This window comes from Pseudomonas sp. Pseusp9, from assembly GCF_059491265.1.
In genome coordinates, this window is record NZ_CP168500.1 from 612,069 (window position 1) to 638,278 (window position 26,210).

Below are 26,210 nucleotides of genomic sequence, written 5' to 3' on the forward strand. Positions count from 1 at the left end.
GAAATGAAAAGTCATTCAGGTGTGCTGATGTTCTGCCTGGGACTGGCCGCCTGTCAGGGCAGCAACCCCTATGTCGCCACGTCCAACCCTTTGCCGCCCGCACCACCCCAGGCTGCCAACACCTTTGACCGCAGCGCTTACCCGGCAGCGCCGCGTGACTATGGACGCTACCGCAGCTGGGCCTGGCTCGACGGGCACCTGCCACCGGGCACCGCCTGGGCCGACTCGGAGCAGGTCGCCGAAGCGGTCAGCAATGCGCTGGATCAACGCGGTTTGCGCCCGTTGCACGACAATCGTCCGGCCGACCTGTTTGTCAGCGCCGACCTGCGCCTGGAAACCCGCTTGCGCCAGGTCAGGGACGATTACGGTTACTACGGCGGTTACGGCGGCTACGGGCCGGGATACGGCATGTACGGTAGCGTGCCGATTGTGCGCACCTATTCGGAACAGGTCGTGGTAGTTCAGGTGGATATGTTTGACGCCAGGAGCGGCCAGCCGGTATGGAGCTCGAGCGCTGAAACCGGCAACCGGGGCAGCGAAAGCGAGCAGGTCGACGCAATACGGGAGGCTGTGGAAAAGGCAATGTCGGCGTATCCTCCTAGTTAGCTTCTTGTAGATAAGAAGCATTTCACAGGATCATGCCTTCAACCGGAGAATCACCATGTTCCGCCGTTTTGTTTTACTGGCAGTGGCCGCGCTGCTCAGTGCCTGCGCCGCCAACCAGGTCAATCATGACTTCGACGCCAGCCGCGATTTTGCTGCCTATCGCAGCTGGACGTGGAAAGAGCCCGCCCTGCAATACCGTCCCGATGATCCACGAATCAAGAGCGACCTGACCGAACAGCGCATCCGTCAGGCGGTTGCCGATCAACTGGATCAGCGCGGTTTGCGTCCGGCCACCGCAGGCGGCAGGGGCGACTTGAACGTGCAGACCTACCTGATTGTCGAAGAGCGGCAACAACAGGTGACCACCAATTACGGCGGTGGCTGGGGTAACCCATGGTATGGCTACTACGGCGCCCCCATGTATAACGAAACCCGCAATGTCAGCTACAAAGTGGCGACCATCCAGATCGACATGCTCGATGGCAAGGACGGCAAACTGGTGTGGCGCGGCAGTGACGAACAGATACTCAGCCGCACGCCGAACCCGACGGATCGTCGCGATGCCATCCGGGAAACGGTCACGCGGATTTTGGCCAATTATCCACCACGCGCCTCCTAGAATCAGCCAGCCCCTCGACCCCTGTGCACCCACAGGGGTTTTTTATGCTCGACACCGGCGAGCCTGGCGATCAGATTGTCCAGGGGGGCATGGGCAGCGGCGGCGCGCTATTGCGGGGTCTTGATGTCGCTGATGTCGAGCATGAAACCCACCAGCCGGCGTTTTTTCCCCACGCCAAGGGCCTGGCCTTGCAGGCGATACCAGATCGGTTCGGGCGCACCGTCGGGGTGATACAAGCGTGCGCACAACAGCAGCGGCATGCCCGATGCCTGCAAGTCTTGCAGGCGGATGCGCAGCTTTTCGCGGTCGACGGGATACACCTTGTCGAGCAAGTCCTGCACGGATAAACGTGTCGCTCCAAGGTTCAGGGTCGCGGCCAGCGAAGGTGCCAGTTGCAACTCGTCGCTGTCGCTGAAAACTTCCCACCAGCCTGTGCCCAGCAATGCTTGCAGCGATTCCAGGCGTTCCAGTTGTAGATGATGCCGGTGCTCGCGCAGGCGTTCGAGCAAGGGGCTGGCGAGTGCCGCGGTGATTTGCAGCCAGTCGCGCTCAGTGACATCGGGGGCGCGTTGGTGCGCCATATAGAATCCGCACAGCAACCAGGCAACCACTCCTTGCGCATCCTGATAGGGCACGGCGAAGCCATCGGTATTGCCGAAAGTCTCTTGCAGGCGCGGGTGTTCGCGCAGGGTCAGGTGCTGCGGCGTCGAGCCGCTCAAACTGTCCAGCCCCGTGCCCAGGTGTTGGCCGTTTTGCCACAGTTGCGGCGCATCAAGGGCTACGTAGTGTTGGTGAATCTGCCAACCCTGGCCCTGCTCATCGAGCAATGCCAGGGCAATGCAGGGAATCTGAAAACGCTGGGCCAGGCTTTGCAGTTGTTCGCCGAGCATTTCGGGCAGGCGCGTCAAGCTGCACAGGTGCAATTGCTCGGTGATTTGCATCGCCAGCACCTGGCACTGTTCGCGGTTGCGCGATTGCCGGCGCTCAAGCAGCAAGTCGCTGATGTCGAGCATCTGCAACAACCAGGCATCGGCCAAGGGTTGCACCCAGCCGCGCAAATGCAGTGGCGGACCGTTGAGGCTGTAGAAGTCCAGGTCCAGGGTTTGTCCTTGCCAGTCCGCCGGTACACCTTCGATGACGAGGCCGCTGTGGGGCAACAGGAAGTCGAGCAGGTGTGGTGCCTGCGTGCCGGGGCTTTGCTGAATCAGCAGGTGCCGTAGCGGACCGCTCAGTTGAACGACACGCCCCTCGGCATCGAGCTGTATCTGCAAGCCGAAACTGGGCACCCGCTGTGTCTCTTGCGGCTCCGGCGGTGGGGGCGGATGGCGGTTGAGCAGGCGCCCGAAGAGTTTGTCGCCGGCGCTCAAAATTGCAGGCTCGCACTGGCCGTGAGGGTCGCCGGCAGGTTCGGCACCTGACCGATGCCCGGCAGGTTCAGGAGCGGGATGGTGGTGCTTTTTTGTTTGTGGGGGAGGCTGGCTTTCATGAGTGTGTCTACCCTGACCAACACTGAGTAATGTCAGCATAGAATCATTCAGCCAGAACGGACGTTTTTTACCGAATGCAGTGCTTTGTCCTGCTGATCTGGCTGGCGCTGTTCCCGTACAGGATGCGCGGTAATGGCACATCGCCTATGGCCTGGCCCTGGGTTGCGGCGCACTGATTTTTTGTAAATATCCGTTGTTTGGGTAACGGCGACTTATGGTTTCGCCCTTACGGCGACTCACTTTTTTTACAAGCGCCTAAAAAAAGTAAGCAAAAAAACGCTCGCCCCGAACGTCCGGCCCCTCGCCTAGGCTCGGGGTTCCTTCGCTCCGGTGTCCATCCGGGGGCATTGCCCTCCGGTCGGCTGCGCGCGACCTACATGCAATGAGTTCGACTGCGTCGAACGGCGCTGCGCGCCATTCCCCGGATGAACACCTCCACTCAGCCTGCCGAGGGGGCGGGTGGATCAAGATCAAGAGCGGCAGGCGAGCTAACGCTCGGCCCTGTAGGAGCGAGCTTGCTCGCGATGGACGTCAACGATGACGCGCGCTGCCTGAATGCCCGTGGTGTCCTGGCGTTTTTTCGCGAGCTTGCCCGCGATGACGTCCTTTCAGCCAACACATTCCTGTGTAGTTTTCCTCAGATCCCAAGGAAACCTCCGACACGTTTTTCAGGTTGTCCGTCAGAAGCGCGATCTCTAGCCTTTGTCGGTCGCTGCAAAATCAGTGATCGGGTTTGGTCGCCCGGGTTTAGAATGGCGCACAGTGCCGCGCGAGCGGCATTTTTGTGCTTGCTTAATGGCGAGCTGTGCGTGGGAGGGCTTAGGCCCTGCCGGGTTTCCATTCCCTGGTCGACCAACCTGCGTACGGTTCGCCACCCTTCTGCTTGGTCGTAGAGATGGCGAACTCCAAATCCAGGAATGGAGCTTCACCATGATCAACCCCCCCCCCAAATTCCCTGGAAACCGAAGACGTTTCCCCCTACCAATCCCCTCACTCAAACAAACTCCACGAAGCCGCCGACCGCGCCCTCGATCACTACCTCAAGCCGCCCAAGCCACCTGTCGTTTACAAGCCCGGCACTAAATTCGTCATCGCCCCGGACATCGACACCGAAACCCTGCTGGCCCTCGCCACAGACATCGACCTTGTCAGGCCACCGGCTGCCAATGTCCGACCATGTGCTCCAGGCTCCCGGCGCCCGTCAGTTGAAAGTCCCCGCTCGCCCCCGGTGCACTGGCCAGCAATGTCACCTCGCTGGGCAGCCGTACTGGCTTCTTGAACTGCACCGCGATCTCGACATTCGCCACTGGCAGATGCGTGGCCAGTGCTGCCAGCGTGCGCGCCTTGTTCCACAGGCCATGGGCGATGGCGGTCGGGAAGCCGAAGAGTCGGGCGCTGGCTGCACTCAGGTGGATCGGGTTGTAGTCGCCGGAGACTTTGGCGTATTGCCGGCCGATGTCAGAGGGTGCTTTCCAGTGTTCGACTTCGGTCAGGGCCAGGCTGTTTGCCACTTGCTCTTCGAACGGTTCACCCTCGAGCTTGACGCCGCGACAGAGCATCCGGCTTTGTGCTTCCCACAACGGCCCCAACTGATCGTCGAGGGTGGTCAGCAAATCGAACGTCGCACCTTTGGCGTGGGGTTGCAGGTTCTGCACCTGTACGCTGACGCGCACCCGGCTCACCCCGCCCATGGGGCGCAGCACACGAATGCGATTGCTCAGGTGAATCAGGCCCAGCAGCGGGAACGGGAAGTCCCTGGCCGTGAGCAATTGCATCTGCAAGGCAAACCCGAGGATATGCGGGTAGGTCGGCGGCAGCAGGCCGTTGTCGGCGAAACCACAGACCTTGCGATAGGCCGCCAGGCGCTTGGGATCGACATCGACCCAGCAACGCAAACCGGAATCGGGCAAGGTGGTGCCGGTGATTTTTCGCCGGGTCGCGGCGCGTGCGTACAACCCCGGCAGGCTGGGTTCGCGGTCGAGTGTGTGCCAGTCGGTGATCATCCTCAAGCCCCCAGAACGCTTTGCCCACACACGCGCAACGCTTGCCCGGTGAATGCGCCGGTGCCCGGTTGCGCCAGCCAGGCCACGGCCTCGGCGACGTCTTGCGGCAGGCCGCCCTGGCCCAGGGAGCTCATGCGGCGTCCGGCTTCGCGCAGGCCGAAGGGGATGTGCGCGGTCATTTGCGTTTCGATGAAACCCGGTGCCACAGCGTTGATGCTGATGCCGCGCGCCTGGAGCAGCGGTGCCCAGGCTTGCGCCAGGCCGATGAGCCCGGCCTTGCTCGCGGCGTAATTGGTTTGTCCGCGATTGCCGGCGATGCCGCTGATGGACGCCAGCAGAACCACCCGGCCGTTGTCGTGCAGGGTGCCGCTGTCGAGCAGGGCCTTGGTCAGTACTTGCGGCGCATTGAGGTTGACCGCCAGCACGGCGTCCCAGTATTCCGGGGTCATGTTGGCCAGGGTTTTATCCCGGGTGATGCCGGCGTTGTGCACCACGATGTCGAGGCCGTCGGGCAACTGTTCGATCAACTGCGCGGCAGCGTCTTCGGCGCAGATATCGAGGGTGATGCTGCGCCCGCCGAGGCGCGCGGCGAGGGCGTCGAGATCGGTCCTGACCGGTGGCACGTCGAGCAGGATAACGTCGGCACCATCACGGGCCAGGGTTTCCGCGATGGCGGCACCAATGCCCCGCGCAGCGCCGGTGACCAGTGCCTTGCGCCCGGCGAGCGGGCGTGTCCAGTCGCTGACTGGCGTCGAACACGGATTCAAGCGAATGACCTGCCCGGATACAAAGGCGCTTTTCGGTGATAGGAAAAACCGCAGCGGGCCCTCCAGCTGTGTCTCGGCACCTTCGCCGACCTGAATCAATTGCAGGGTGCCGCCGCTGCGCAATTCCTTGGCCAGCGAACGGCTGAAACCTTCCAGGGCACGCTGTGCACTGGCGGCGAACGGGTCGCTCAGGGATAGCGGATCGCGCCCGAGAATCACCAGGTGTGCACAGTGATCAAGGTTTTTCATCAGCGGCTGGAAAAACTCGCGCAGTTGCTTGAGCTGATCGGTGTGCAGCAGATCACTGGCGTCGAACACCACAGCCTTGAGTTTCGGTCCATGGCCGGGAATCCAGGCCGTGGCCATTGAAGGCTCGGTGCCGTAGCTGTAGATCGCGTCGGTCAGGCGGTTGGCGAAGGCGCTGACGTGTTCCGCCAACGGCCCGCCGCCGATCAGCAGCGCACCTTCTACAGGTCGCAGTCGGCCTGCTTGCCAGCGCTCCAGTCTGGTCGGCGCCGGCAAGCCCAGGGCGCCGACCAGGCGATGGCCGATGGACGAGTTGGCGAAGTCGATATAGCGGTCAGACATGGAACGCGCTCCAGAGGCTGGGGTTGAAAGTGTGGACCACGAATGGCGATCAGTCGTTCGATCCACGAGATAAAGCCTACGCTAGTGTAGGAGCGAGCCTGCTCGCGATGGCGGTGAGTCAGTCGACATCAATGTAGTTGACAGGTCGCTATCGCGGGCAAGCCCGCTCCCACATGGACTGCGTTAATTTCAATTTTTGCAGGAGCTTTTCATGACCCAACTGCGCCGCGTCGCGATCATCGGCGGTAACCGGATTCCCTTCGCCCGCTCCAACGGCCCCTACGCCACGGCCAGTAACCAGGTGATGCTCACCGCCGCCCTCGAGGGCCTGATCGAGCGCTACAACCTGCACGGCCAGCGCATCGGTGAAGTGGTTGCCGGGGCGGTGCTCAAGTTGTCGCGGGACATGAACCTCACACGCGAATGCGTACTGGGTTCGCGACTGTCGCCTGCCACCCCGGCCTATGACATCCAGCAGGCGTGCGGTACCGGGCTGGAGGCGGCGTTGCTGGTGGCGAACAAGATTGCCCTGGGCCAGATCGATTGCGGCATTGCCGGTGGCGTGGACACCACTTCGGATGCACCGATCAGTGTCAGCGAGGGGCTGCGCAAAATCCTCCTGCAAGCCAATCGCGCGAAAACCACCGGCGACAAACTGAAAACCTTCCTGCAATTGCGTCCGAAACATCTGATCCCCGAATTCCCGCGCAACGGCGAGCCGCGCACCGGGTTGTCCATGGGTCAGCATTGCGAGCTGATGGCCCAGACCTGGAACATCCCTCGCCAGGCACAGGATCAACTGGCGCTTGAGAGCCACCAGAAACTGGCGGCGTCCTACGCTGAGGGCTGGCACAACGACTTGATGACACCGTTCCTGGGGCTCACCCGCGACAACAACCTGCGCCCGGACTCCACGCTGGAAAAGCTCGCCGCCCTCAAACCGGCCTATGAGAAAAGCGCCAAAGGCACCCTGACCGCAGGCAACTCCACACCGCTGACCGATGGCGCGTCACTGGTGCTGCTGGGCAGCGAGGAATGGGCCAAGGCACGGGGGTTACCGATTCTTGCCTACTGGCGTGACGGCGAGGCGGCGGCGGTGGATTTCGTCAATGGCGCGGAAGGGTTATTGATGGCGCCGGTCTATGCCGTACCGCGCTTGCTTGCGCGCAATGGCCTGACCTTGCAGGACTTCGACTACTACGAAATCCACGAAGCCTTCGCCGCGCAGGTGCTGTGCACATTGAAGGCCTGGGAAGATCCGCAGTATTGCCAAACCCGTCTTGGACTCGATGCGGCGCTGGGCTCGATCGACCGCAGCAAGCTCAACGTCAAGGGCAGTTCACTGGCAGCGGGGCACCCGTTTGCCGCCACGGGCGGGCGCATCGTCGCCAACCTGGCGAAGTTGCTGGATGCGGCGGGCAAGGGGCGGGGACTGATATCGATTTGCGCGGCGGGCGGGCAGGGTGTGACTGCCATTATTGAACGCTGAGCAATCGGAACTGTGGGAGCGAGCCTGCTCGCGAAGTGGGAGTGTCAGTCAAATCAATGTGACTGACACACCGCTTTCGCGAGCAGGCTCGCTCCCACAGGGTTTAGTGGTGACTTGGCGGATCAGGTACGAAACCTGCGCACCAACCCGTCCAGCTCATTCGACAACCCGGCCAGGCTCTGGGAGTCCAGGCGCGCCGAGTTGGCCAGTTCCGCCACCAGTTGCGCATCGCCATGGATCTGGCTGATGTGCCGGTTGATGTCTTCGGCCACTTGATGTTGTTGTTCCGCCGCCGTGGCGATCTGGGTGTTCATGTCGCGGATCACGTCCACCGACTCGCGAATCTGCCCGAAGCTGTTGCGCGCTTCGCCGATGCGCGTCACCGATTGCTGGGAAACTTCCAGACTGGCGTGCATCTGTTGGGTCACTTGGCTCGTGCGTTTGGCCAGGTTGCCCAGCAGTCCGTCGATTTCCGCCGTGGAGTCGGCCGTGCGCTTGGCCAGGGCCCGCACTTCGTCGGCCACCACGGCAAAGCCGCGACCTTGCTCACCGGCACGGGCTGCTTCGATCGCAGCGTTCAGCGCCAACAGGTTGGTCTGCTCGGCGATCGAACGGATGGTCCCCAGGATCGACTGAATGTCGTTGCTGTCGCGTTCCAGCTGTTGCATCGACTGGGCCGACTGTTCGATTTCCTGGCTCAGGCGATCAACGCTGTTCACCGCCGCATCAATCTGCTGCTGACCTTCACGCGCCTGGCGCTGGCCACTGTCGGCGGATTCCGCCGCCTGACTGCAAGAGCGTGCGACTTCGTTGGCGGTGGCGACCATTTCGTGGAATGCCGTGGACACCATGTCCACCGCCTCACGCTGGCGTCCGGCGGCTTCAGCCATGTCGCTGGAAACCTGAGTCGAGCTCTTGGAGGTGTCAAGGATCTTGCCTGCCGCACCGCCGATGTTCTGGATCAGGTTGCGGATCGCCGCCAGGAACTGGTTGAACCAGTTGGCCAGTTGCGCGGTTTCGTCGCTGCCACGGATTTGCAGGTTCTGGGTCAGGTCGCCTTCGCCTTGGGCGATGCCCTCCAGGCCGCTGGCCACGCTGCGGATCGGGCGCACGATGAGGCTGGCGAAGCTGGCGCCGACAATGGCGAAGATCACGGCCAGCACGGCGGCGATGATCGCGATCAACCAGGTCAGTTGGGTCGCAGTGCTCATCACGTCGCTTTGCTTGATCAGGCCGATGAACGTCCAGCCCAATTGCTCGGACGGCCAGACGTTGGCCATGTAGCGCTCACCGTTGAGTTCGACTTCGACCATGCCTTTGCCGGCCTTGGCCAGTTGTGCATAACCTTCGCCGAGGCTGCCCAGGGCCTTGAAGTTGTGCTCCGGTTGTTTCGGATCGACCAGCACGGTGCCGGTGTTTTCCAGCAGCATCAGGTAGCCGGACTCGCCCAGTTTGATCTGCTTGACCAGCTCGGTGAGCTGTTTGAGTGACACGTCGATGCTGACCACGCCGCCGTGGGTGCCCAGCTTGTTGTCGATGGTGCGCACGGTGCTGACATAGGACGTATCGTTTTCGGCCCAATAGTAGGCCTCGGTACGGAACGGCTTGCCCGGTTTGGCCTGGGCTGCCTTGTACCAGGGACGTTGGCGCGGGTCGTAGTTGCTCAGCTTGGCATCATCGGGCCAGGACACGTAACCGCCGGCAGCGGTGCCCAGAATGGCGTAGGCGTAGGAGGGGTGGGCGTTGCCCAGGTCCTGGAGGAATCCGAAGATTTTTTTGTCCATCTCGCCTTGCGGGACGCTCTCGGCGTTGGCCGCCATGTAGGTCTTGAGACTGTCGTCGGAGTTTTTGATCAGCGGCTGGTGAGCCAGGTATTCGACGTTCTGGCTGATGCCGTCGAAGAACAGTTGCATGGCATTGCTGACCTGACGGATTTCGCGACCGCTGCCGTCGACGAATTCGTCCCTGGCATCACTGCGCAGGTTCAGCACAACGAGGGTGGCGACCAGTACCACGGGCAGGCAGGCGATGATTGCAAACGCCCAGGTCAACTTCTGTTTGATGTTCATCCGCGCTCCAGATTTTCTTGTAGGCCCACGCAGTGCAGATGACTCGCGGTTTATTGGCAGCCGTAAACGTTCTTGGTCAACCCGGGTCCTTGAGTGCGGCATCGCTTTTGTTGTGGCAGCGATTGTCGGACAAATCACTTCGTCACTAAGGACTTCGGCTGTTGTCGGAGGAAATTGAGGCATGTTGGGAAAAATCCTACGGAAGGTAGAAACTGTGGTGTCAGCTTCTGTCGCAATTGACCTCAATACCCTTGCACAACAAGTGACGCAGGCTCGGCTATGATTCGGAACGACCCGTGGTGGTCGTGTGTTTTACCCGATGAATTCGGCACATTGTGTGCCTCTGCAATGCTCATCAGTCGGCAACCCCTCCCCCCGGTGAGTGGATTGCCGTATAACGAATGACTTTCGCGTGTTTGGTAATAAAGGACCCACAATAAAAGCTGATGAAGACTCCAAAACGCATTGAACCCCTGATCGAGGACGGTCTGGTCGACGAGGTGCTGCGCCCACTCATGAGTGGTAAAGAAGCAGCTGTTTATGTGGTGCGCTGCGGCAACGAGTTGCGTTGCGCGAAGGTCTACAAGGAGGCGAACAAGCGCAGTTTCCGTCAGGCGGCCGAGTACCAGGAAGGCCGCAAGGTACGCAATAGCCGTCAGGCCCGGGCGATGGCCAAGGGCTCCAAGTTTGGCCGCAAGGAAACCGAAGATGCCTGGCAGAACGCCGAAGTGGCGGCGCTGTTCCGTCTGGCCAATGCCGGCGTGCGGGTGCCCAAGCCGTTCGACTTCCTCGAAGGCGTACTGCTCATGGAGCTGGTGGCCGACGAGTACGGCGATGCCGCGCCGCGTCTGAACGATGTGGTGCTGGAGCCGGACCAGGCCCGCGAGTATCACGCGTATCTGATTTCCCAGATCGTGCTGATGCTGTGTACCGGTCTGGTGCACGGCGACCTGTCCGAGTTCAACGTGCTGCTGACGCCGACCGGCCCGGTGATCATCGACCTGCCACAAGCGGTGGATGCGGCGGGCAACAACCACGCATTCAGCATGCTGGAGCGGGATGTGGGCAACATGGCGTCCTACTTCGGGCGGTTCGCGCCGGAGCTGAAGAAGACCCGATACGCCAAGGAAATGTGGGCCTTGTACGAGGCCGGCACCTTGCACCCGGCCAGTGTCCTGACCGGCGAGTTCGCCGATACGGAGGAACTGGCCGATGTGGGCGGCATCATCCGCGAAATCGAGGCCGCACGCCTGGATGAAGAGCGCAAGCAGGCGGCCCGCGCGGCGGACGATGCGCCACCGGGCAAGACCGAAGAACCGCCTCCACCGTGGATGCAGTGATCGGATAAAGAAAAACCCGGCTTCGGCCGGGTTTTTTGTGGGGGATCAGGAAACACCAAAATCCTGTGGGATCAGGCAAGAGTCGGACTGGTACAGCAGCCCGACTCCAGATTCTTCAGAATCGGGCAATCCGGCCGATGATCGCCCTGACAGTGCTCAACCAGGTCCTGCAAGGTGTCGCGTAACTGGCCGAGCTCACGGATCTTGCGGTTCAACTCATCGATGTGCTGGCGGGCCAAAGCCTTCACATCGGCACTGGCGCGCTGGCGGTCTTGCCAGAGGGTCAGCAACTTGGCGACTTCTTCCAGGGAAAAACCCAGGTCCCGCGAGCGCTTGATGAACGCCAGCGTGTGCAGGTCGTCATCGCCATACACCCGATAACCGCTATCAGTGCGATGGGCCGCCTTGAGCAGGCCGATGGATTCGTAATAACGGATCATCTTTGCGCTCAGGCCACTGTGGCGGGCCGCTTGGCCGATGTTCATCGGTTGTCCTCCAGGTCCTTGGGTTTCCAGGTTTTCAACAGTAACGCATTGCTCACCACGCTGACGCTTGATAACGCCATGGCCGCACCGGCCAGCACCGGATTGAGGAAGCCGAGCGCCGCCAGTGGGATGCCGATCAGGTTATAGACGAAGGCCCAGAACAGGTTCTGCCGAATCTTGGCGTAGGTCTTGCGGCTGATCTCCAAGGCGGCCGGCACCAGTCGCGGATCGCCGCGCATCAGGGTGATGCCGGCCGCGTGCATGGCGACATCGGTGCCGCCACCCATGGCGATGCCGATGTCGGCGGCGGCCAGTGCCGGGGCGTCGTTGATTCCGTCGCCGACCATCGCCACCACGCCGGTTTCTTTCAGTGCGGCGACCGTGGCGGCTTTATCCGCCGGCAGCACTTCGGCGTGCACATCCTGGATGCCCAGCGCCTGGGCCACCACGTTGGCGCTGCCGCGATTGTCGCCGGTCAGCAAGTGGCTGCTGATGTTTCGTGCACTCAGTTGTTGCACCGCTTGCAGCGCGCCGGGCTTGAGGGTGTCACCGAAGGCGAACAGGCCCAGCACTTGGGGTTCGGGGGATTGTTCGATCAGCCAGGACAAGGTCCGGCCTTCTTTTTCCCAATCGATCGCTGAGTCGGTCAACGGCCCGGCACTCAGGCCTGTCTCCTCCAGCAGGCGACGGTTACCCAAGGCCAAACGCCGGCCATCCAGTGTGCCGGCGATGCCACGGCCAGTCAGGGACTGGCTGTCGCTGACATCGGCCACTTTCAAGTGGCGTTCGACACAGGCATCCAGAACGGCCTTGGCCAGCGGATGCTCACTGCCGCGTTGCAGGGCACCGGCCAATTGCAGCAGGCTCGCCTCATTCCCGTCGATGGCACTCAGATGCGCAATGCGCGGGGCGCCGGAGGTCAGGGTGCCGGTCTTGTCGAATACCACCGCGCTGACTTCATGGGCGCGCTCCAGTGCTTCGGCGTCCTTGATCAGAATCCCGTAGCGTGCCGCCACGCCAGTGCCAGCCATGATTGCCGTAGGCGTGGCCAGGCCGAGGGCGCAAGGGCAGGCGATCACCAGCACTGCCACGGCGTTGATCAACGCGGCTTCCATCGGTGCGCCATACAGTAACCAGCCGATCAGGGTTGCCAGGGCGATCAGCAGCACGGTGGGTACGAACACTTGGCTGACTTTGTCCACGAGTTTCTGGATCGGTGCTTTTGCGGCCTGGGCGTCTTCCACCAGACGAATGATCCGCGCCAGTACGGTTTCCGCACCGAGGGCCTGGGTACGCACCAGCAAGCGACCTTCGCCGTTGATCGCACCGCCGGTGACTTTGTCACCGGGTCGCTTGGGCACCGGCAGGCTCTCGCCGCTGATCAGGGCTTCGTCGGCGTGGCTTTGGCCTTCGACCACTTCGCCGTCCACCGGAAAGCGTTCGCCGGGTTTGACCAGCACCAGATCATTGAGGCGCAGGGCGCTGATGGCGACCTCTTGCTCGTGGCCATCGGTCACCTGAATCGCCCGCTCCGGACGCAAGGCTTCGAGGGCGCGGATGGCACTGGCGGTCTGGCGCTTGGCGCGACTTTCCAGGTACTTGCCCAGCAGCACCAGAGCGATCACCACCGCCGAGGCTTCGAAATACAGATGCGGCATGCGCCCGTCGGCGGTGGCCCATTCGTACAGGCTCAAGCCGTATCCGGCACTGGTGCCCAGGGCGACCAGCAGGTCCATGTTGCCGGCTCCGGCGCGCACGGCTTTCCACGCGGCAACGTAAAACCGTGCGCCGAAGATGAACTGCACGGGCGTGGCCAGGGCGAATTGTGCCCAGGCCGGTAGCATCCAGTGCACGCCGAACGGCTGTAGCAGCATCGGCAATACCAGCGGCAAGGCGAGGGCAATGGCGATGATCAAGGCCCTGCGTTCGCGGTGCAGGTGCTGTTGCTGATTGTCGGTTGACGGGTGTTCGGCTTCCCATACGTTGGCGGTATAGCCAGCCTTGGAAACGGCCGCGATCAAGGTTTGCGGATCGATCTGGCCGAGCAGTTCAAGGTGGGCACGTTCGTTGGCCAGGTTGACGCTGACGCTTTTTACGCCCGCAACCTTGCCCAGCGCGCGCTCGACCCGACCGACGCAGGACGCGCAGGTCATGCCGTCGATGCTCAGTTCCAGACTTTGCTGTGGCACGCTGTAGCCGGCCCGTGCTACGGCCTCCATCAAGGCAGGCAAACTGTCGCTGGGTGCCTGGACCCGGGCCTGTTCCGTGGCGAGGTTGACGCTGACGGCACTGGCGCCAATGACTTTGCTCAAGGCGCGCTCGACCCGTCCGGCGCAACTGGCGCAGGTCATGCCGGCAATCGGCAGGTCGAACGTGGTGGATTCGGACATCGGTCGCACTCCCTGTAGTAGATGACCACAGGATCAACCTTGCCATGCTGGCAAGGTCAAGCACCAATCTGATGTGGGAGTTGTGTCAGTAGCCGAGGCCGGCGCGTTTCAGGTACATCCCTTCCTGCGTCATCGCGATCCGGTACTTGAGCACATCCCCGGCCTTGAGCCGGATATCTTGCGAACCCGGCGCGAGCATGCCCGGATTGCAACCCGGCACCTGGCCCGGCAGCAATTTGAGGCGCAACGAGACGATACCCGGCGGCAAGTTGAACGAGGTGCTCTGCTCCTGAAACAGCCGCGCTGCCAGTTGATCGTGGATGTACACACCGATTTCACAGCTGGTCGCGACTTCCAGGCGCTCGCGGGAAATGATCAGCACGCCATAATCCTGACCGGCAGCATTGACCGAAGGCATGGCGGCGAAAAGGCTGAGAAAGCCAAACAGGCTGAAAACCGACCAGCGCATGGCTGAATCTCCTGAGTTCGAGTCATTGATGGACGCAGCTTGGCCGAGCCCGGCACCGATTGCCAGCCCGGCAGCTAACGTCAGAACTTGACCTTGCCATGGTGGCAAGCCCGAAACTGGTTTCAATCTCGAAAAAGGAGTCATCCCATGCAAGTGTTCAACGTTGAAGGCATGTCTTGTGGTCACTGTGTCAAGGCCATCACTCAGGCGGTCCAGGCCAAAGACCCTGCGGCCAGTGTGCGGGTCGACCTGGCGGCCAGGGAAGTCGGTGTCGAAAGTGCGCTGACCGCCGAGCAGGTGATCGAGGCGATCAGCGAAGAGGGTTATGGCGTCAAACTGGCGTGATTTTGATAGTTAGCCAGCTACCGGAATGTTCAAGGCGTCCATGCGCGGCTAGACTGTCGGGCTGCCGACTACTGCCCCACTGGATGCCTGATGAACTTGCGTACCATTCTGATTCTCGGCGCCTTGAGCGCTTTCGGTCCGCTGGCGATCGATTTCTATCTGCCGGCATTTCCGGCCATGGCACTGGCCTTCGGGACAGACGAAAATCACGTTCAGATGACGTTGGCGGCGTACTTTCTCGGCCTGTCCATCGGTCAACTGGCCTATGGCCCGGTGGCGGATCGCTTCGGGCGGCGCATTCCATTGCTCACCGGTGTCGGCTTGTTTACCGCCGCCTCTGTGGCATGTGCCTATGCACCGAACCTGGAATGGCTGATCGGCGCGCGTTTCGTCCAGGCCTTGGGCGGCTGCGCCGGGATGGTGATTTCCCGGGCGGTGGTCAGCGACAAGTGTGATGCGGTGGGTTCGGCGAAAGTCTTTTCGCAGTTGATGCTGGTGATGGGGCTTGCCCCCATCCTCGCGCCATTGCTGGGTGGCTTGTTAGTCAACACGACAGGCTGGCAGTCGATCTTCCTGGCCTTGACCGGTTTCAGTGCACTGGCGGGGCTGGCGGTTGCGACGGGATTGCCGGAAAGCTTGCCGGCCCACATACCGCGTCAACCGCTGTCGGGTGCGCTGCGTCAGTACGGCCGGTTGCTGGCCGATCCCGTATTTCTTGGCCATGCCTTGACCGGGGGCATCGCCATCGCCGGGATGTTTGCCTACATTGCCGGTTCTCCCTTCATCATTATCAAGCTCTACGGCGTTCCGGCCGAGCACTTTGGCTGGCTGTTCGGTACCAATGCCGCGGGCTTCATTCTGGTGGCACAGGTCAATGCGCGGTTGCTGGCCAAGCGAGGCCCGACGTTCTTGCTGGCGCGCGCGGTGTGGGTTTATCTCGCGGCCGGTCTGACCCTGCTCGCTGTCAGCACTCTGCACACGGCCCACCTGTGGCCGCTGTTGATTCCATTGTTCATCTGTATCGCTAGCCTTGGTTGCATCAGCCCCAACGCCGCAGCCTGCGCGATGAGCGGGCAGGGCGCGCGGGCCGGCAGTGCGTCGGCGCTGCTCGGTTGCCTGCAATTCAGCGTGGCTGCCGGTGCCTCTGCGCTGGTGGGTGTGCTGCACGACGGCAGCGCCGTGCCGATGGCCATGGTCATCAGCCTGTGTGGAATTCTGGTGGTGGGCGCGGCGATGCTCACCCGGCGTTTGCAAAATGCCCGGGCGCTGGCGCAAGCCCAGGCCTGAGGCCGGAGTCAGCCGGCTGCACGCTGCGGGTGGAGGACGGGAATCTGGTGAGGGGCCTGGATGCGGGCTTCGAGGGTACGCGTGAAATCGCGGGCTTCTGCTTCGCTGCGGAACGTCACGGCATGTTGGTCCAGGCGAACTTGCCACTGGGACTTTGCCAGTTCTCTTATCAGGATCTTCATAGCTGAACTCCTATCGTAAAAGATGTCTCGTAAAAGACGTTACGCAAAAGACTGCCTCGCAGGAGATTCGATTGTAGTCCCGAATACGAGCGCCATTGTGACAAGGGGCAACTGTCGGACTGACGGTTTGTAACTAAAAAAAACACGACTTTTCGATGGCGTCCGCAGGGGCTGTCTGCGACCCGGACGCCCCGGTCGCAGACAGAAAACGCAGAAGGCGATGAAATCAGTGATGGTTTTTTTCAGCGCTTCAGAACCCTTCCAGCACAATCTTGCCCCTGGCTTTGCCGCTCTCCAGCAGGGCATGGGCACGGCGCAAATTGGTCGCATTGATCGTGCCGAAGTGTTCGCCCATGGTGGTTTTCAGGGTTCCGGCATCGATCAGTCTGGCGACGCGATTGAGCAGGTTGTGCTGCTCGATCATGTCCGGGGTTTCAAACAGCGAACGGGTGTACATGAACTCCCAGTGCAGCGACAGACTCTTGCGTTTGAGCTTGGTCACGTCCAGCGACTTGGGGTCATCGATCAGCGCCAGTTTACCTTGGGGTGCCAATGCCTCGACCAGTTGGTCCAGGTGCTGGTCAGTCTGGGTCAGGCTGGCGACGTGGGTGACCTGATCCACGCCGGCGTGCTTGAGTGCTTCGCTCAGTGGCTGGCTATGGTCGATCACCAGATCGGCGCCCAGTTCCTTCACCCAGCTTTGGGTCTGCGCACGCGAAGCGGTGCCGATGACTTCAAGGGCCGTCAGTTGGCTGGCCAGTTGCGTAAGAATCGAGCCCACGCCACCCGCCGCGCCGACGATCAATAGGCTCTGGCCTTCATCGGTTTTGCCTTCGCGCACTCGCAGGCGTTCGAACAACAATTCCCACGCCGTGATCGCGGTGAGCGGCAGGGCAGCGGCCTCGGCGAAACCGAGGGTTTTTGGCATGTGGCCGACGATGCGCTCGTCCACCACATGCAACTCGCTGTTGCCGCCCGCCCGCGCGATGGAGCCGGCGTAGTACACCTTGTCGCCGGCCTTGAACAGCGTCACTTCACTGCCCACCGCCTTGACCACGCCGGCCACGTCCCAACCCAGCACCTTGGCCGCGCCGCCTTCGGGCTGGACGTTCTGGCGCACCTTGGTGTCGACCGGGTTGACCGAAATGGCTTTGACTTCCACCAGCAAGTCGCGGGGGCCGGCAACCGGTTCCGGCAGTTCGATGTCTTGCAGAGCCTTGTCGTCACTGATCGGCAACGAGGCGTAGTAGGCAATGGCTTTCATGGGCGACTCCTGAACACTAATAAAGAAGAGATCCGATGGGGGAGATGATTGGCTATTTCTCCTGAAGATAAAACCGGCTAAAAGAGCAGTCTCTTTCAATATTTTTTTGATAATCGGTGCTCTTGATGCTGCGTTTCGATGACTTGCAGTTGTTTGTCCGGGCGGCGGACCTGGGTAGCCTGTCCGCCGCCGCGCGAGGCATGGACATGTCGGCGGCTGTGGCCAGTGCGGCGCTCAAGCGCATCGAACAGCAACTCGGCGCCCGTTTATTGGCCCGTTCGACCCGCAGCCTGCGCCTGACCGCCGAAGGCGAGGGCTTTCTCGAATACGCCCGCGCGGCCCTGAGCAACCTCGACGAGGGACGACGATTGCTGGCCCGTGGTCAGGACCAGGTCAGTGGGGTTCTGCAACTGTCGGCGCCTTCGGACTTTGGCCGCAACCTGCTACTGCCCTGGCTCGACGAGTTTCAACGCGAGCATCCGAAACTGACCGTGCGCTTGCTGCTGGGGGACCGCATCGCCGACCTGTTTCGCCAGCCGGTAGACGTTGCCCTGCGCTATGGTGAACCGGAGGACTCCAGCCTGGTGGCGCTGCCCATCGCCCCGCAGAACCGCCGGGTGCTGTGCGCCGCTCCCGGCTATCTGGCTCGCCATGGCGAGCCGCGGCAGCTGGAGCAACTGGCACAGCACAATTGCCTGTTGTACATGCTTGGTAGCCGGGTCCACGATCACTGGAGTTTTCACGACGGCAAACGCGAAGTCAGCCTGACGGTCAGCGGCGATCGCTTCAGTGACGATGCCGATGTCGTGCGCCTTTGGGCTGTGGCAGGTGCCGGGGTCGCGTACAAATCCTGGCTCGATGTCGCCGCCGATGTACTGGCCGGCCGCTTGAAGGTGCTGATGCCGGAGCTGCTCTGTGAGCGCGCACCGCTGAATCTGTTGTGCGCCCATCGCGCGCAATTGAGTAAGCCGGTGAACCTGCTGCGGGAGATGCTTGCCAGCCGATGCGCCTTTTTGAGTAGTCAATTTCCGGGCTTTTCGGAAATCGATGATTAGTCGCCCAAAAAAAGAGAAATTTCTCTCAGGTACGATCACCACCTATGCCGGGCGGAGGAAAGGATCCAACGATCAACCCGCATATACTAACGCCCTCATCATATAAGTAGCGTCGATCCACCATTGGCGGGTCCACGTTTGGGTCGGCCCGGCTGCACGGTCATTTTTCTGGCCTTCACCGCATCCGCAAGGCAGCGCTAATGAGTGAACACAGCGTTGCCGTGTTCATGGCAGTTTCCACGAATTGGCCGACGATACATTACTGGTCAAGATGTTTCTGGGCAGTAGACGAAACGATTCAACAGGGAGTGAATACATGGAACATGCACCTTGCATCAGCCAGATCGCCACATTGCTGGCTGACCCAAAGCGCAGCGCAATGATGTGGGCCTTGATGGATGGTTCGGCGCGAGCAACCGAAGAGTTGGCATTGCTGGCCGGTCTGTCACCGTCTTCGGCCAGTGCACACCTGGGACGTTTGTCCGCTGGAGGTCTGTTGCGGGTTGAGAACCGCGGCCGCAAACGTTTCTTCCGCCTGGCTGCTCCCGAGGTCGGGGCGGCAATCGAAGCACTGGCCAGCGCGACCTTCGCCAGCGCCCCCCAGGATATTCCCGAGGTATTCAAGCGCAATGTGCCTCTCGTCAAACCCCGGGCGGTGCGTTCGTCGTTGCTGAGTGCCCGACTGTGTGACGATCACTTGGGGGGCACCCTGTCCGCCGACCTGTATCAGCGACTGCTGGAGGCAGGCTGGATCGAACATTCTGATCAGCGGGTCACGGTCACACTCAAGGGCGCGACGGAGTTGGCGGCACGGGGAGTGTTCATTCAGGCGCTGGCCCATCACAACGGCCGGGTTGCCTGTGCGTGTCCCGACTGGAGCGAAAGACGCCCGCACCTGGGCGGTTCGCTGGGCGCGGCATTGTTGCAACTGTTCATGCAGTCGGGCTGGCTGAGCCTGCCCAACGACTCCCGAACCTTGCAGGTGACAGCCTCCGGACAACGGGAAATTCATCGTTTTGCCCAGGAGACCGAGTTGGAAATGGCGTTGTAGGAGCCGGCTTGCCGGCGATGGCGGCCTCCCGTCCAGCATTAATACTGGAGGTGATGACCTTATCGCTGGCAGGCCAGCTCCTATAAGGTTTGCGTTTGCCTTCAGGGCTTTACCAACCGCGCATCGAGGCTGTTCTGCGCCAGGCGTCTGGCCTGATCCTGGGTCATGCCCAGGTGGGTGTGCAGCGCATGGAAGTTCTCGGTGACATAACCGCCGAAGTACGCCGGGTCATCGGAGTTCACGGTTACTTTCACGCCGCGTTCCAGCATGTCGAGAATGTTGTGCTGCGACATGTGATCGAACACGCAAAGCTTGGTGTTCGACAACGGGCACACGGTCAGCGGGATCTGCTCGTCGATGATCCGCTGCATCAGGCGCTCGTCTTCGATGGCGCGCACGCCATGGTCGATGCGCTGGATTTTCAGCAGGTCGATGGCTTCCCAGATGTACTCGGGCGGGCCTTCTTCACCGGCGTGGGCAACGGTCAGGAAGCCTTCGTGACGGGCACGGTCGAACACACGCTGGAACTTGCTCGGCGGGTGGCCCATCTCGGAGCTGTCCAGGCCCACGGCGACGAATGCATCACGGAACGGCAGCGCCTGGTCGAGGGTTTTCTGCGCTTCGTCTTCGCTCAGATGGCGCAGGAAGCTCAGGATCAAACCACTGGTGATTCCCAGTTGCTGCTCGCCATCCTTCAGTGCGGCGGCGATGCCGTTGAGTACGACTTCGAACGGGATGCCTCGGTCGGTGTGGGTCTGCGGGTCGAAGAACGGTTCGGTGTGAATCACGTTCTGCTCTTTGCAGCGCAGCAGATATGCCCAGGTCAGGTCATAGAAATCCTGAGACGTGCGCAGCACATCGGCGCCCCGGTAATACAGGTCGAGGAATTCCTGCAGGTTGTTGAAGGCATAGGCCTTGCGCAAGGTTTCGACGTCGCTCCATGGCAAGGCAATCTTGTTGCGCTCGGCCAGGGCGAACAACAGCTCGGGTTCCAGCGAGCCTTCCAAGTGCAGGTGCAGTTCTGCCTTGGGCAGGGCGTTCAACCAGTCGTACATGATTCTTTTCTCATCAGGTGCAATGGTCGCCATTCTACAGAGGGTTGCCGCAACAATTGGTAAAACCTGACCCAGCGGTTCATCACACCGTTTCCAGTTCCTGTCGCGTGGCCTAATCGTTGACGATGGAGGTCAGCGTCGCTTTCGGTCCGAAGTACGCCATGTCCGAAGCGTAGCCCACGGCATACACGCCGCGACGTTCGGCGGCCTGGGTCGGCGCGGTGCTGTATTTGTTCAAGGCCAGTTGGATGGCGTTGATGTCGCGTATCACTTCCGGGATCAGGAACGAGGCGACGAAGCCGACTTTCGGAAGGACGTTGGCAATGGCCGTCAGGCTGGCGCTCAGGCCGATGGTCAGTGCAATGGCGCAGAGCAGCTTATTCAACGGACAGTTGTACATGAATTCGGACTCCATTTTGTCGTGAGGTTGGCTGGGCTCTTTGGCTTGCTCAGGGCAATGCAAACTGCCGACCAACAGGACAACAAAAGCTTGAAGTCGCGGTGATGCCATCGCGAGCAGGCTCGCGACAGGTCCTTGAAGTCCGATAACAGTGCATGTCCTTGCACAGCTGCCATCCACTGGTGCGCCAATCCAGATGGCCTCGACCCTCAACAAAACCAATGTGGGAGCGAGCCTGCTCGCGAAAGCGGAGTGTCAGTCGACATTGTCAGTGACTGAAATACCGCCATCGCGAGCAGGCTCGCTCCCACAGTTTTAATCGGTGTGGTGTCAGACGCCTGCGATCAGCTGTCGTGCCGCCTGGCTGTGATCAGCGATCAGCCCCTTCAAGTCCAGTCCCTCGACCTGCCCGTCGATCACTCGCCACTTGCCGCCGATCATCACCCGGTCCGCGCGATCGGCGCCGCACAGCAGCAGTGCCGAGACCGGATCGTGGCTACCGGAGAAACGCAGTTCATCGAGCTTGAACAGGGCCAGGTCGGCCTGCTTGCCCACGGCCAGTTCACCGATATCGGTACGGCCCAACAGACTGGCCGAACCTTTGGTTGCCCAGCCGAGCACGCGTTCCGGGGTGATCTTCTCGGCGCCGTAGCGCAGACGCTGGATGTACAGGGCCTGACGTGCTTCGAGCATCATGTTCGAGGCATCATTGGATGCCGAACCGTCCACACCCAAGCCAAGTAGGGCACCGGCATCGGTCAGCTCGATGCTCGGGCAGATGCCCGAGGCCAGGCGCATGTTCGAACTCGGGCAATGGCAGATACCGGTTTTGGCAGCGCCGAGGCGGGCGATTTCATCCGGGTTGAAATGGATGCCATGGGCCAGCCAGGTACGCGGGCCGAGCCAGCCAACACTGTCCAGATAGTCCACGGTGCGCAGGCCGAAGCGTTGCAGGCAGAAGTCTTCTTCGTCGAGGGTTTCCGCCAGGTGGGTGTGCAGGCGCACGTCGAGTTTGTTCGCCAGTTCGGCGCTGGCCGACATGATTTGCGGCGTCACCGAAAACGGCGAGCACGGTGCCAGGGCGATCTGGATTTGCGCGCCTTCACCGCGTTCGTGGTACTCGGCGATCAGCCGCTGGCTATCGGCGAGGATCACTTCGCCCTCCTGCACGGTCTGTTGCGGTGGCAGGCCACCGTCCTTTTCGCCAAGGCTCATGGAACCGCGGGTGAGCATGGCGCGCATGCCCAGTTCGCGAACGCTCTCGACCTGCACGTCGATGGCATTTTCCAGGCCTTCAGGGAACAGGTAATGGTGGTCGGCCGCGGTGGTGCAGCCGGACAGCAGCAATTCAGCCAGTGCGACTTTGGTGGCGAGGGCGAGTTTTTCCGGGGTCAGGCGTGCCCAGACCGGGTACAGGGTTTTCAACCACGGGAACAACGGCTGATTGACCACAGGCGCCCAGGCGCGGGTCAAGGTTTGATAGAAGTGATGATGGGTGTTGATCAGGCCCGGCAGGATCACATGCTCGCGGGCATCGAACACTTCATTGCAGGGGGAGGAAGGTTGCTGGCCAATGCCCAGCACTTCGACGATCAAACCGTCTTGCAGCACCAGACCGCCACGGGCATCGAGACCGTTGGCCGTGAAAATGGCGAGGGGATTTTTTAACCAGGTACGGGTCGCAGGCATGTTGGCCGGCTCCTCTGAAAGTTGGGTTCAGGGTTGCCAGCTCAGTGTTGCCCTGTCTGCTGATCCAGGGTCGCCGGGGAGGCGAGGTGCGAAGTTTCGATCAAAATGCTCTGGCGGGCAAGCCTAACCCGACCGGACGAAGAGTAACCCTGTGGGAGCGGGCTTGCCCGCGATAGCGGTGTATCAGTCACATCGTTGTTGGTTGTGCCGCCGTCATCGCGGGTAAACCCGCTCCCACAGGGGAGTGTGTTAGCAGTGATTACCAGGGAATGGTCTCGCCCCGGTAATTGATGAAATGATGCCCGCCCTTGCCGACATACGCATTCACCTGATCAACCAGGCCACGGGTGCTGGTTTCGACGTCGATGTCCGCGCCTTCACCGCCCATGTCGGTTTTCACCCAGCCCGGGTGCAGCGACAGCACGGTGAGACTGGTTTCGCCCAACTGGGTGACGAAGCTGTTGGTCATGGAATTCAGCGCCGCCTTGCTGGCCTTGTACAGTGCCAGTTCCGGCGCATCGGGCATGGTCACGCTTCCCAGTACCGAGCTCATGAATGCCAGTACGCCGGTGTCCGGGCGGATGTGTTCGACAAAATGCTGGGCCAGGTTGATCGGCGCCACGGCATTGGTGAAAAACAGTTGGCCGACTTCAGCCATCGTCGCGCCACCGTTCGGTGTCTGGACATCCGGCCCCTTGACTCCGGCATTGACGAACAACAGGTCAAACACATCGCCCTTGAGCTGTTGGCTCAGGGCGGACACCGCTTGCTGATCGTCCATGTCGAGCTTTTCGATCCGCACCTTGCCCAGGGCCTGCAAGGCTTCGGCTTTTTGCGGATTGCGCACGGTGGCGGTGACTTGCCAGCCATCGGCCAACAGGGTTTTTACCAGCCCGAGGCCAAGCCCCCGGGAGGCGCCGATGATGAGTGCGGTTTTTGCCTTGGACATGAGTGGCTTCCTTGAAAGTTCAGAGTCGTGGATTCAATGGACACTGTTGCCCGAGCCGTTGTTGCAACTCATCGCGCAATGCGCCGAGTTCGGTCATGCGGGCTTCGATCAGTTTGAGTTTGTCTTGCAGCAGTTGCGTGACGGCACCGTCGGGGTCGGGCGACTGCCAGATTGCAGCGACGCTGTTGCCGATCTCGCCGAGGGTGAAACCCAGCCGTTGAGCGGTCTTGATGTACTGCACCAGTTGCACCATGTCTGGTGGATAGTCGCGATACCCGTTGGCGCTGCGTTGCGCCGCGATCAAACCGCGCTGCTCGTAGAAACGCAACGTGTCGCGGCTGACGGCGCTGGCCTGGGCTAATTCACCGATGCGCATCATGACCTCTCGAAGGGGCTTGACCCTGGAGCATACTCCAGGCTTTAGCCTTGTTGCTCCCTGAATTGATGGAGCAATGTCGATGTGGACTACAGCGCAATATCGCCGGTTGGTACAAGGCAGTGCCTGGTACGACCTGATCGTGACGGTCGCGTTTGCCACACCGTGGAGTTTTGCGGCGCTGCATGGGGTTTTGACGGGCGTGAGTCAGGCGTTGAATTTGCCCGGTGAACTGCCACCGTTCGAACCGGTGCACATGCTGATGGCGAATCTGCTGGGGTCGATTGTTTGCGTGTGGGCGGTATTGCGGATTCGCGATCCGCAGCAGATATTCGGGCGATATGACGCCGTGGCCAGATTCCTGTTCTCGGCTTGGCAGGCTTATGCCCTTGCCCATGGTGCAAGTTCGTTATTGGTGATTTTCCTGGTTTTTGAATTGGCGTGGGGCGTGGTTCAGGCGCTGCCTGTTCGGACGCCTTCGCGAGCAAGCCCGCTCCCACATTTGCCCCAGTTCACACCCATCCAGTGTGGGAGCGAGCCTGCTCGCGAAGGGGCCGGCCCAAACTCCCGGCCTGCGACGGCACCGGGCACCACATGGGGGCAATGCCGAGAATCAAGCCCTGATTTTGTTCGTGCGCCTTTGATCAAAAAATGAACAAACGACCACGAGCCGTGTCGCACACGGCGCGGCGACGGCCATGAACGGGTTATCCACAGATTGCTCCACAGTATTTGTGTGCAAGCTCAATGCATGGGTATAAGCACTGAGTGGCTTTCTTCTAAAGGCGATATGCCGATGTAACTGTTTGTTTTTATTTGAATTTGCTGTGCTTGATGGCAGATTGGACGAAAATTGAGCAAAGCCCGCAAAGCCGCATGACAGAAGGGTTGCAGCGGTATGTGCTCAGGTTATCCACAGCCGGGTGCACAGCAGATGTGGGCAAGTATGGAATAAACGAAAAAACGCTGTGCCCCAAAAGATCGCAGCCTGCGCCGGAGCGCTGTTAGCGCTGCAGCAAAATGCGCCCGCGACTCAAATCGGCCAGTTGAGACTGCAAGGTGTCGATTTGCGCATCACCCACGGCCAACTGCAGCTCGACACCATTGGCAGTGAAGGTTTCCTCCACAACCAATCCACCTGCCTCCGCCACCCGCAGCTTGACCAGGGCCAACTCGGCAAATCCGCAAGCACAATGCAGCGGCACCCGGCTGATCAGCTCAATCTTTGGCGCCGCCTGCAGGCATTTGTTCGCACCACCGCCGTAGGCCCGGGCAAGCCCCCCGGTACCCAGCTGGATGCCGCCATACCAGCGAATCACCAGCACTGCGACCTGATCGCAATCCTGTGCCTCTATCGCCGCCAGAATCGGTCGACCGGCCGTACCGCCGGGCTCGCCATCATCGGTGCTGCGGTATTGATCGCCGAGCTTCCACGCCCAGCAGTTGTGCGTGGCATTCAAGTCACTGTGCTGTTCAATGAATGCCTGGGCTTCGCCCGGGCTGGAGATGGGCGCGGCAAAGGTGATGAAGCGGCTCTTGCGAATCTCTTCGCGGTATTCGCAAAAAACGCTGAGGGTAAAAGGCATAAGAACTTAAATCGTCGGTGTCAGGCCGCAGCCCTTGAGAATGATGCGGATCAGGTTGTTCCCGGCGTCTTCCATGTCTTGTCTGGTCAACCTGGTGCGCCCGGTGACGCGGCAGATCTGCGTGGCGAAATCGGCGTAATGCTGGGTGCTGCCCCACAACAGGAAAATCAGGTGCACCGGGTCGACGGGATCCATTTTACCGGCGTCGATCCAGGCCTGGAATACGCCCGCACGGCCTTGGAACCAGGTGCGATAGTCCTGGTTGAAATACTCGGTCAGGCATTCGCCGCCGCTGATGACTTCCATGGCAAAGATCCGTGAGGCTTGCGGCTGACGTCGGGAGAACTCCATTTTCGCGCGGATGTAGCGGGTCAAGGCTTCGACCGGATCGTCCTCGGCGGTGAGGGTGTTGAAGGTGCTGTCCCACAGCTCGATGATGTTGCTCAGCACCGCCACGTACAAACCGAGCTTGTTGGTGAAGTAGTAATGCAGGTTGGCCTTGGGCAGCCCGGCGTTCTGGGCGATGGTGTTCATGCTCGTGCCTTTGTACCCGTGACGGGCGAACTCGTCTTCGGCGGCCTTGATGATGGTCTCTTCGTTTTTCTGACGAATGCGGCTGACGGATTTTGCGCCGTGGGCTGGGACTTCAAAGGTCATAT

The 26,210-nt window shown here is 61.1% G+C and carries 24 protein-coding genes and 4 pseudogenes; 10 read left to right on the forward strand and 18 right to left on the reverse strand.

Annotation, left to right across the window (positions count from 1 at the left end):
* The first annotated feature begins 3 nt into the window (after positions 1-3).
* Together ACEN8E_RS02645 and ACEN8E_RS02650 are read left to right on the forward strand one after the other, a co-directional pair.
* A complete protein-coding gene (locus ACEN8E_RS02645) occupies positions 4-606 on the forward strand; it encodes a DUF4136 domain-containing protein (protein ID WP_495591326.1) in 603 nt (200 codons plus the stop codon).
* A gap of 55 nt (positions 607-661) precedes the next feature.
* Positions 662-1,225, forward strand: coding sequence for a DUF4136 domain-containing protein (locus ACEN8E_RS02650; RefSeq protein WP_495591327.1), 564 nt, complete (start codon positions 662-664; stop codon positions 1,223-1,225).
* Positions 1,226-1,335: 110 nt separating this feature from the next.
* Here the strand turns inward: ACEN8E_RS02650 and ACEN8E_RS02655 are convergent.
* Positions 1,336-2,592: pseudogene (locus ACEN8E_RS02655) on the reverse strand (PAS domain-containing protein); the annotation flags it as partial.
* Positions 2,589-2,711, reverse strand: a complete 123-nt coding sequence (locus ACEN8E_RS02660) for a hypothetical protein (RefSeq protein WP_495593414.1) — start codon at positions 2,709-2,711, stop codon at positions 2,589-2,591. The pseudogene ACEN8E_RS02655 and the gene ACEN8E_RS02660, both read right to left, overlap by 4 nt.
* 956 nt (positions 2,712-3,667) lie before the next feature.
* Between ACEN8E_RS02660 and ACEN8E_RS02665 the strand changes: the two are divergent.
* Positions 3,668-3,838: pseudogene (locus tag ACEN8E_RS02665) on the forward strand (DUF6124 family protein); the annotation flags it as partial.
* Positions 3,839-3,860: 22 nt separating this feature from the next.
* Here the strand turns inward: ACEN8E_RS02665 and ACEN8E_RS02670 are convergent.
* Positions 3,861-4,715, reverse strand: a complete 855-nt coding sequence (locus ACEN8E_RS02670) for a MaoC family dehydratase (RefSeq protein ID WP_495591328.1) — start codon at positions 4,713-4,715, stop codon at positions 3,861-3,863.
* 2 nt (positions 4,716-4,717) lie between these two features.
* The gene (locus tag ACEN8E_RS02675; RefSeq protein ID WP_495591329.1) at positions 4,718-6,070 is read right to left on the reverse strand and encodes a 3-oxoacyl-ACP reductase; all 1,353 of its coding nucleotides are present in this window, start codon (positions 6,068-6,070) and stop codon (positions 4,718-4,720) included.
* 211 nt (positions 6,071-6,281) lie between these two features.
* Here ACEN8E_RS02675 and ACEN8E_RS02680 point away from each other — a divergent pair, with 211 nt between their 5' ends.
* Positions 6,282-7,559: an acetyl-CoA C-acetyltransferase gene (locus ACEN8E_RS02680; protein ID WP_495591330.1), complete on the forward strand. Its 1,278-nt coding sequence runs from the start codon at positions 6,282-6,284 to the stop codon at positions 7,557-7,559.
* A gap of 122 nt (positions 7,560-7,681) precedes the next feature.
* Here ACEN8E_RS02680 and ACEN8E_RS02685 read toward each other — a convergent pair whose 3' ends face one another.
* Together ACEN8E_RS02685 and ACEN8E_RS02690 are read right to left on the reverse strand one after the other, a co-directional pair.
* Positions 7,682-8,449 (reverse strand): methyl-accepting chemotaxis protein, encoded by a 768-nt coding sequence (locus ACEN8E_RS02685; protein ID WP_371319548.1) that lies wholly within the window; start codon positions 8,447-8,449, stop codon positions 7,682-7,684.
* Positions 8,450-8,539: 90 nt separating this feature from the next.
* Positions 8,540-9,811 (reverse strand): annotated as a pseudogene (locus ACEN8E_RS02690) (cache domain-containing protein); the annotation flags it as partial.
* A 263-nt stretch (positions 9,812-10,074) separates the two neighbouring features.
* Between ACEN8E_RS02690 and ACEN8E_RS02695 the strand changes: the two are divergent.
* Complete coding sequence (locus ACEN8E_RS02695; RefSeq protein ID WP_429366225.1) at positions 10,075-10,968, forward strand: PA4780 family RIO1-like protein kinase; 894 nt, start codon at positions 10,075-10,077, stop codon at positions 10,966-10,968.
* A 71-nt stretch (positions 10,969-11,039) separates the two neighbouring features.
* Here the strand turns inward: ACEN8E_RS02695 and cueR are convergent, their stop codons facing one another.
* From cueR to ACEN8E_RS02710, 3 genes are all read right to left on the reverse strand, one after another.
* Positions 11,040-11,453, reverse strand: a complete 414-nt coding sequence (cueR, locus tag ACEN8E_RS02700) for a Cu(I)-responsive transcriptional regulator (RefSeq protein ID WP_495591331.1) — start codon at positions 11,451-11,453, stop codon at positions 11,040-11,042.
* Positions 11,450-13,843, reverse strand: coding sequence for a heavy metal translocating P-type ATPase (locus ACEN8E_RS02705; RefSeq protein WP_495591332.1), 2,394 nt, complete (start codon positions 13,841-13,843; stop codon positions 11,450-11,452). The genes cueR and ACEN8E_RS02705 overlap by 4 nt, the downstream gene beginning before the upstream one ends.
* 85 nt (positions 13,844-13,928) lie before the next feature.
* Positions 13,929-14,312: a hypothetical protein gene (locus ACEN8E_RS02710; RefSeq protein WP_495591333.1), complete on the reverse strand. Its 384-nt coding sequence runs from the start codon at positions 14,310-14,312 to the stop codon at positions 13,929-13,931.
* 147 nt (positions 14,313-14,459) lie between these two features.
* Here ACEN8E_RS02710 and ACEN8E_RS02715 point away from each other — a divergent pair, with 147 nt between their 5' ends.
* Both ACEN8E_RS02715 and ACEN8E_RS02720 read left to right on the forward strand, forming a co-directional pair.
* Positions 14,460-14,657 (forward strand): cation transporter, encoded by a 198-nt coding sequence (locus ACEN8E_RS02715; RefSeq protein WP_046043755.1) that lies wholly within the window; start codon positions 14,460-14,462, stop codon positions 14,655-14,657.
* 90 nt (positions 14,658-14,747) lie between these two features.
* Entirely contained in the window at positions 14,748-15,944 is a 1,197-nt protein-coding gene (locus tag ACEN8E_RS02720) for a multidrug effflux MFS transporter (RefSeq protein ID WP_495591334.1), read from the forward strand.
* 8 nt (positions 15,945-15,952) lie between these two features.
* On the opposite strand, the gene ACEN8E_RS02725 is transcribed toward ACEN8E_RS02720, so the two are convergent.
* Entirely contained in the window at positions 15,953-16,126 is a 174-nt protein-coding gene (locus ACEN8E_RS02725; RefSeq protein ID WP_495591335.1) for a hypothetical protein, read from the reverse strand.
* 250 nt (positions 16,127-16,376) lie between these two features.
* Positions 16,377-17,390, reverse strand: coding sequence for a zinc-binding alcohol dehydrogenase family protein (locus ACEN8E_RS02730; protein ID WP_495591336.1), 1,014 nt, complete (start codon positions 17,388-17,390; stop codon positions 16,377-16,379).
* A gap of 125 nt (positions 17,391-17,515) precedes the next feature.
* Here ACEN8E_RS02730 and vimR point away from each other — a divergent pair, with 125 nt between their 5' ends.
* Both vimR and ACEN8E_RS02740 read left to right on the forward strand, forming a co-directional pair.
* Complete coding sequence (gene vimR, locus ACEN8E_RS02735) at positions 17,516-18,445, forward strand: transcription regulator VimR (RefSeq protein ID WP_495591337.1); 930 nt, start codon at positions 17,516-17,518, stop codon at positions 18,443-18,445.
* A 316-nt stretch (positions 18,446-18,761) separates the two neighbouring features.
* Positions 18,762-19,496 carry an ArsR/SmtB family transcription factor gene (locus tag ACEN8E_RS02740; protein ID WP_495591338.1) on the forward strand — a complete coding sequence of 245 codons (735 nt, stop codon included), beginning with the start codon at positions 18,762-18,764 and terminating at the stop codon, positions 19,494-19,496.
* 101 nt (positions 19,497-19,597) lie between these two features.
* Here ACEN8E_RS02740 and ACEN8E_RS02745 read toward each other — a convergent pair whose 3' ends face one another.
* From ACEN8E_RS02745 to ACEN8E_RS02765, 5 genes and pseudogenes are all read right to left on the reverse strand, one after another.
* Positions 19,598-20,551 (reverse strand): adenosine deaminase, encoded by a 954-nt coding sequence (locus tag ACEN8E_RS02745; RefSeq protein WP_015093335.1) that lies wholly within the window; start codon positions 20,549-20,551, stop codon positions 19,598-19,600.
* Between the two features lie 115 nt (positions 20,552-20,666).
* Positions 20,667-20,858: pseudogene (locus ACEN8E_RS02750) on the reverse strand (BMP family ABC transporter substrate-binding protein); the annotation flags it as partial.
* Positions 20,859-21,281: 423 nt separating this feature from the next.
* Positions 21,282-22,640, reverse strand: a complete 1,359-nt coding sequence (locus tag ACEN8E_RS02755) for an 8-oxoguanine deaminase (RefSeq protein ID WP_495591339.1) — start codon at positions 22,638-22,640, stop codon at positions 21,282-21,284.
* 259 nt (positions 22,641-22,899) lie between these two features.
* Positions 22,900-23,589: an SDR family oxidoreductase gene (locus tag ACEN8E_RS02760; protein WP_495591340.1), complete on the reverse strand. Its 690-nt coding sequence runs from the start codon at positions 23,587-23,589 to the stop codon at positions 22,900-22,902.
* 19 nt (positions 23,590-23,608) lie between these two features.
* Complete coding sequence (locus tag ACEN8E_RS02765) at positions 23,609-23,965, reverse strand: MerR family transcriptional regulator (protein WP_429366459.1); 357 nt, start codon at positions 23,963-23,965, stop codon at positions 23,609-23,611.
* A gap of 82 nt (positions 23,966-24,047) precedes the next feature.
* Here ACEN8E_RS02765 and ACEN8E_RS02770 point away from each other — a divergent pair, with 82 nt between their 5' ends.
* Positions 24,048-24,620 (forward strand): hypothetical protein, encoded by a 573-nt coding sequence (locus ACEN8E_RS02770; protein WP_495591341.1) that lies wholly within the window; start codon positions 24,048-24,050, stop codon positions 24,618-24,620.
* Positions 24,621-24,969: 349 nt separating this feature from the next.
* On the opposite strand, the gene ACEN8E_RS02775 is transcribed toward ACEN8E_RS02770, so the two are convergent.
* Together ACEN8E_RS02775 and ACEN8E_RS02780 are read right to left on the reverse strand one after the other, a co-directional pair.
* Positions 24,970-25,551, reverse strand: a complete 582-nt coding sequence (locus ACEN8E_RS02775) for an IMPACT family protein (protein ID WP_495591342.1) — start codon at positions 25,549-25,551, stop codon at positions 24,970-24,972.
* A gap of 6 nt (positions 25,552-25,557) precedes the next feature.
* Entirely contained in the window at positions 25,558-26,208 is a 651-nt protein-coding gene (locus tag ACEN8E_RS02780; protein ID WP_495591343.1) for a TetR/AcrR family transcriptional regulator, read from the reverse strand.
* Between the last annotated feature and the right edge of the window lie 2 nt (positions 26,209-26,210).

Bases quoted from the DNA above. Each gene is read 5' to 3' on its own strand.
- ACEN8E_RS02780 (WP_495591343.1), bottom strand. From the start codon at position 26,208: ATGACCTTTGAAGTCCCAGCCCACGGCGCAAAATCCGTCAGCCGCATT.
- cueR (WP_495591331.1), bottom strand. From the start codon at position 11,453: ATGAACATCGGCCAAGCGGCCCGCCACAGTGGCCTGAGCGCAAAGATG.
- ACEN8E_RS02765 (WP_429366459.1), bottom strand. From the start codon at position 23,965: ATGCGCATCGGTGAATTAGCCCAGGCCAGCGCCGTCAGCCGCGACACG.
- ACEN8E_RS02740 (WP_495591338.1), top strand. From the start codon at position 18,762: ATGGAACATGCACCTTGCATCAGCCAGATCGCCACATTGCTGGCTGAC.
- ACEN8E_RS02695 (WP_429366225.1), top strand. From the start codon at position 10,075: ATGAAGACTCCAAAACGCATTGAACCCCTGATCGAGGACGGTCTGGTC.
- ACEN8E_RS02760 (WP_495591340.1), bottom strand. From the start codon at position 23,589: ATGTCCAAGGCAAAAACCGCACTCATCATCGGCGCCTCCCGGGGGCTT.
- ACEN8E_RS02715 (WP_046043755.1), top strand. From the start codon at position 14,460: ATGCAAGTGTTCAACGTTGAAGGCATGTCTTGTGGTCACTGTGTCAAG.
- ACEN8E_RS02745 (WP_015093335.1), bottom strand. From the start codon at position 20,551: ATGTACGACTGGTTGAACGCCCTGCCCAAGGCAGAACTGCACCTGCAC.
- ACEN8E_RS02645 (WP_495591326.1), top strand. From the start codon at position 4: ATGAAAAGTCATTCAGGTGTGCTGATGTTCTGCCTGGGACTGGCCGCC.
- vimR (WP_495591337.1), top strand. From the start codon at position 17,516: ATGCTGCGTTTCGATGACTTGCAGTTGTTTGTCCGGGCGGCGGACCTG.
- ACEN8E_RS02710 (WP_495591333.1), bottom strand. From the start codon at position 14,312: ATGCGCTGGTCGGTTTTCAGCCTGTTTGGCTTTCTCAGCCTTTTCGCC.
- ACEN8E_RS02775 (WP_495591342.1), bottom strand. From the start codon at position 25,551: ATGCCTTTTACCCTCAGCGTTTTTTGCGAATACCGCGAAGAGATTCGC.
- ACEN8E_RS02675 (WP_495591329.1), bottom strand. From the start codon at position 6,070: ATGTCTGACCGCTATATCGACTTCGCCAACTCGTCCATCGGCCATCGC.
- ACEN8E_RS02720 (WP_495591334.1), top strand. From the start codon at position 14,748: ATGAACTTGCGTACCATTCTGATTCTCGGCGCCTTGAGCGCTTTCGGT.
- ACEN8E_RS02725 (WP_495591335.1), bottom strand. From the start codon at position 16,126: ATGAAGATCCTGATAAGAGAACTGGCAAAGTCCCAGTGGCAAGTTCGC.
- ACEN8E_RS02685 (WP_371319548.1), bottom strand. From the start codon at position 8,449: ATGGCTGAAGCCGCCGGACGCCAGCGTGAGGCGGTGGACATGGTGTCC.
- ACEN8E_RS02770 (WP_495591341.1), top strand. From the start codon at position 24,048: ATGTGGACTACAGCGCAATATCGCCGGTTGGTACAAGGCAGTGCCTGG.
- ACEN8E_RS02705 (WP_495591332.1), bottom strand. From the start codon at position 13,843: ATGTCCGAATCCACCACGTTCGACCTGCCGATTGCCGGCATGACCTGC.
- ACEN8E_RS02650 (WP_495591327.1), top strand. From the start codon at position 662: ATGTTCCGCCGTTTTGTTTTACTGGCAGTGGCCGCGCTGCTCAGTGCC.
- ACEN8E_RS02755 (WP_495591339.1), bottom strand. From the start codon at position 22,640: ATGCCTGCGACCCGTACCTGGTTAAAAAATCCCCTCGCCATTTTCACG.
- ACEN8E_RS02730 (WP_495591336.1), bottom strand. From the start codon at position 17,390: ATGAAAGCCATTGCCTACTACGCCTCGTTGCCGATCAGTGACGACAAG.
- ACEN8E_RS02680 (WP_495591330.1), top strand. From the start codon at position 6,282: ATGACCCAACTGCGCCGCGTCGCGATCATCGGCGGTAACCGGATTCCC.
- ACEN8E_RS02670 (WP_495591328.1), bottom strand. From the start codon at position 4,715: ATGATCACCGACTGGCACACACTCGACCGCGAACCCAGCCTGCCGGGG.
- ACEN8E_RS02660 (WP_495593414.1), bottom strand. From the start codon at position 2,711: ATGAAAGCCAGCCTCCCCCACAAACAAAAAAGCACCACCATCCCGCTC.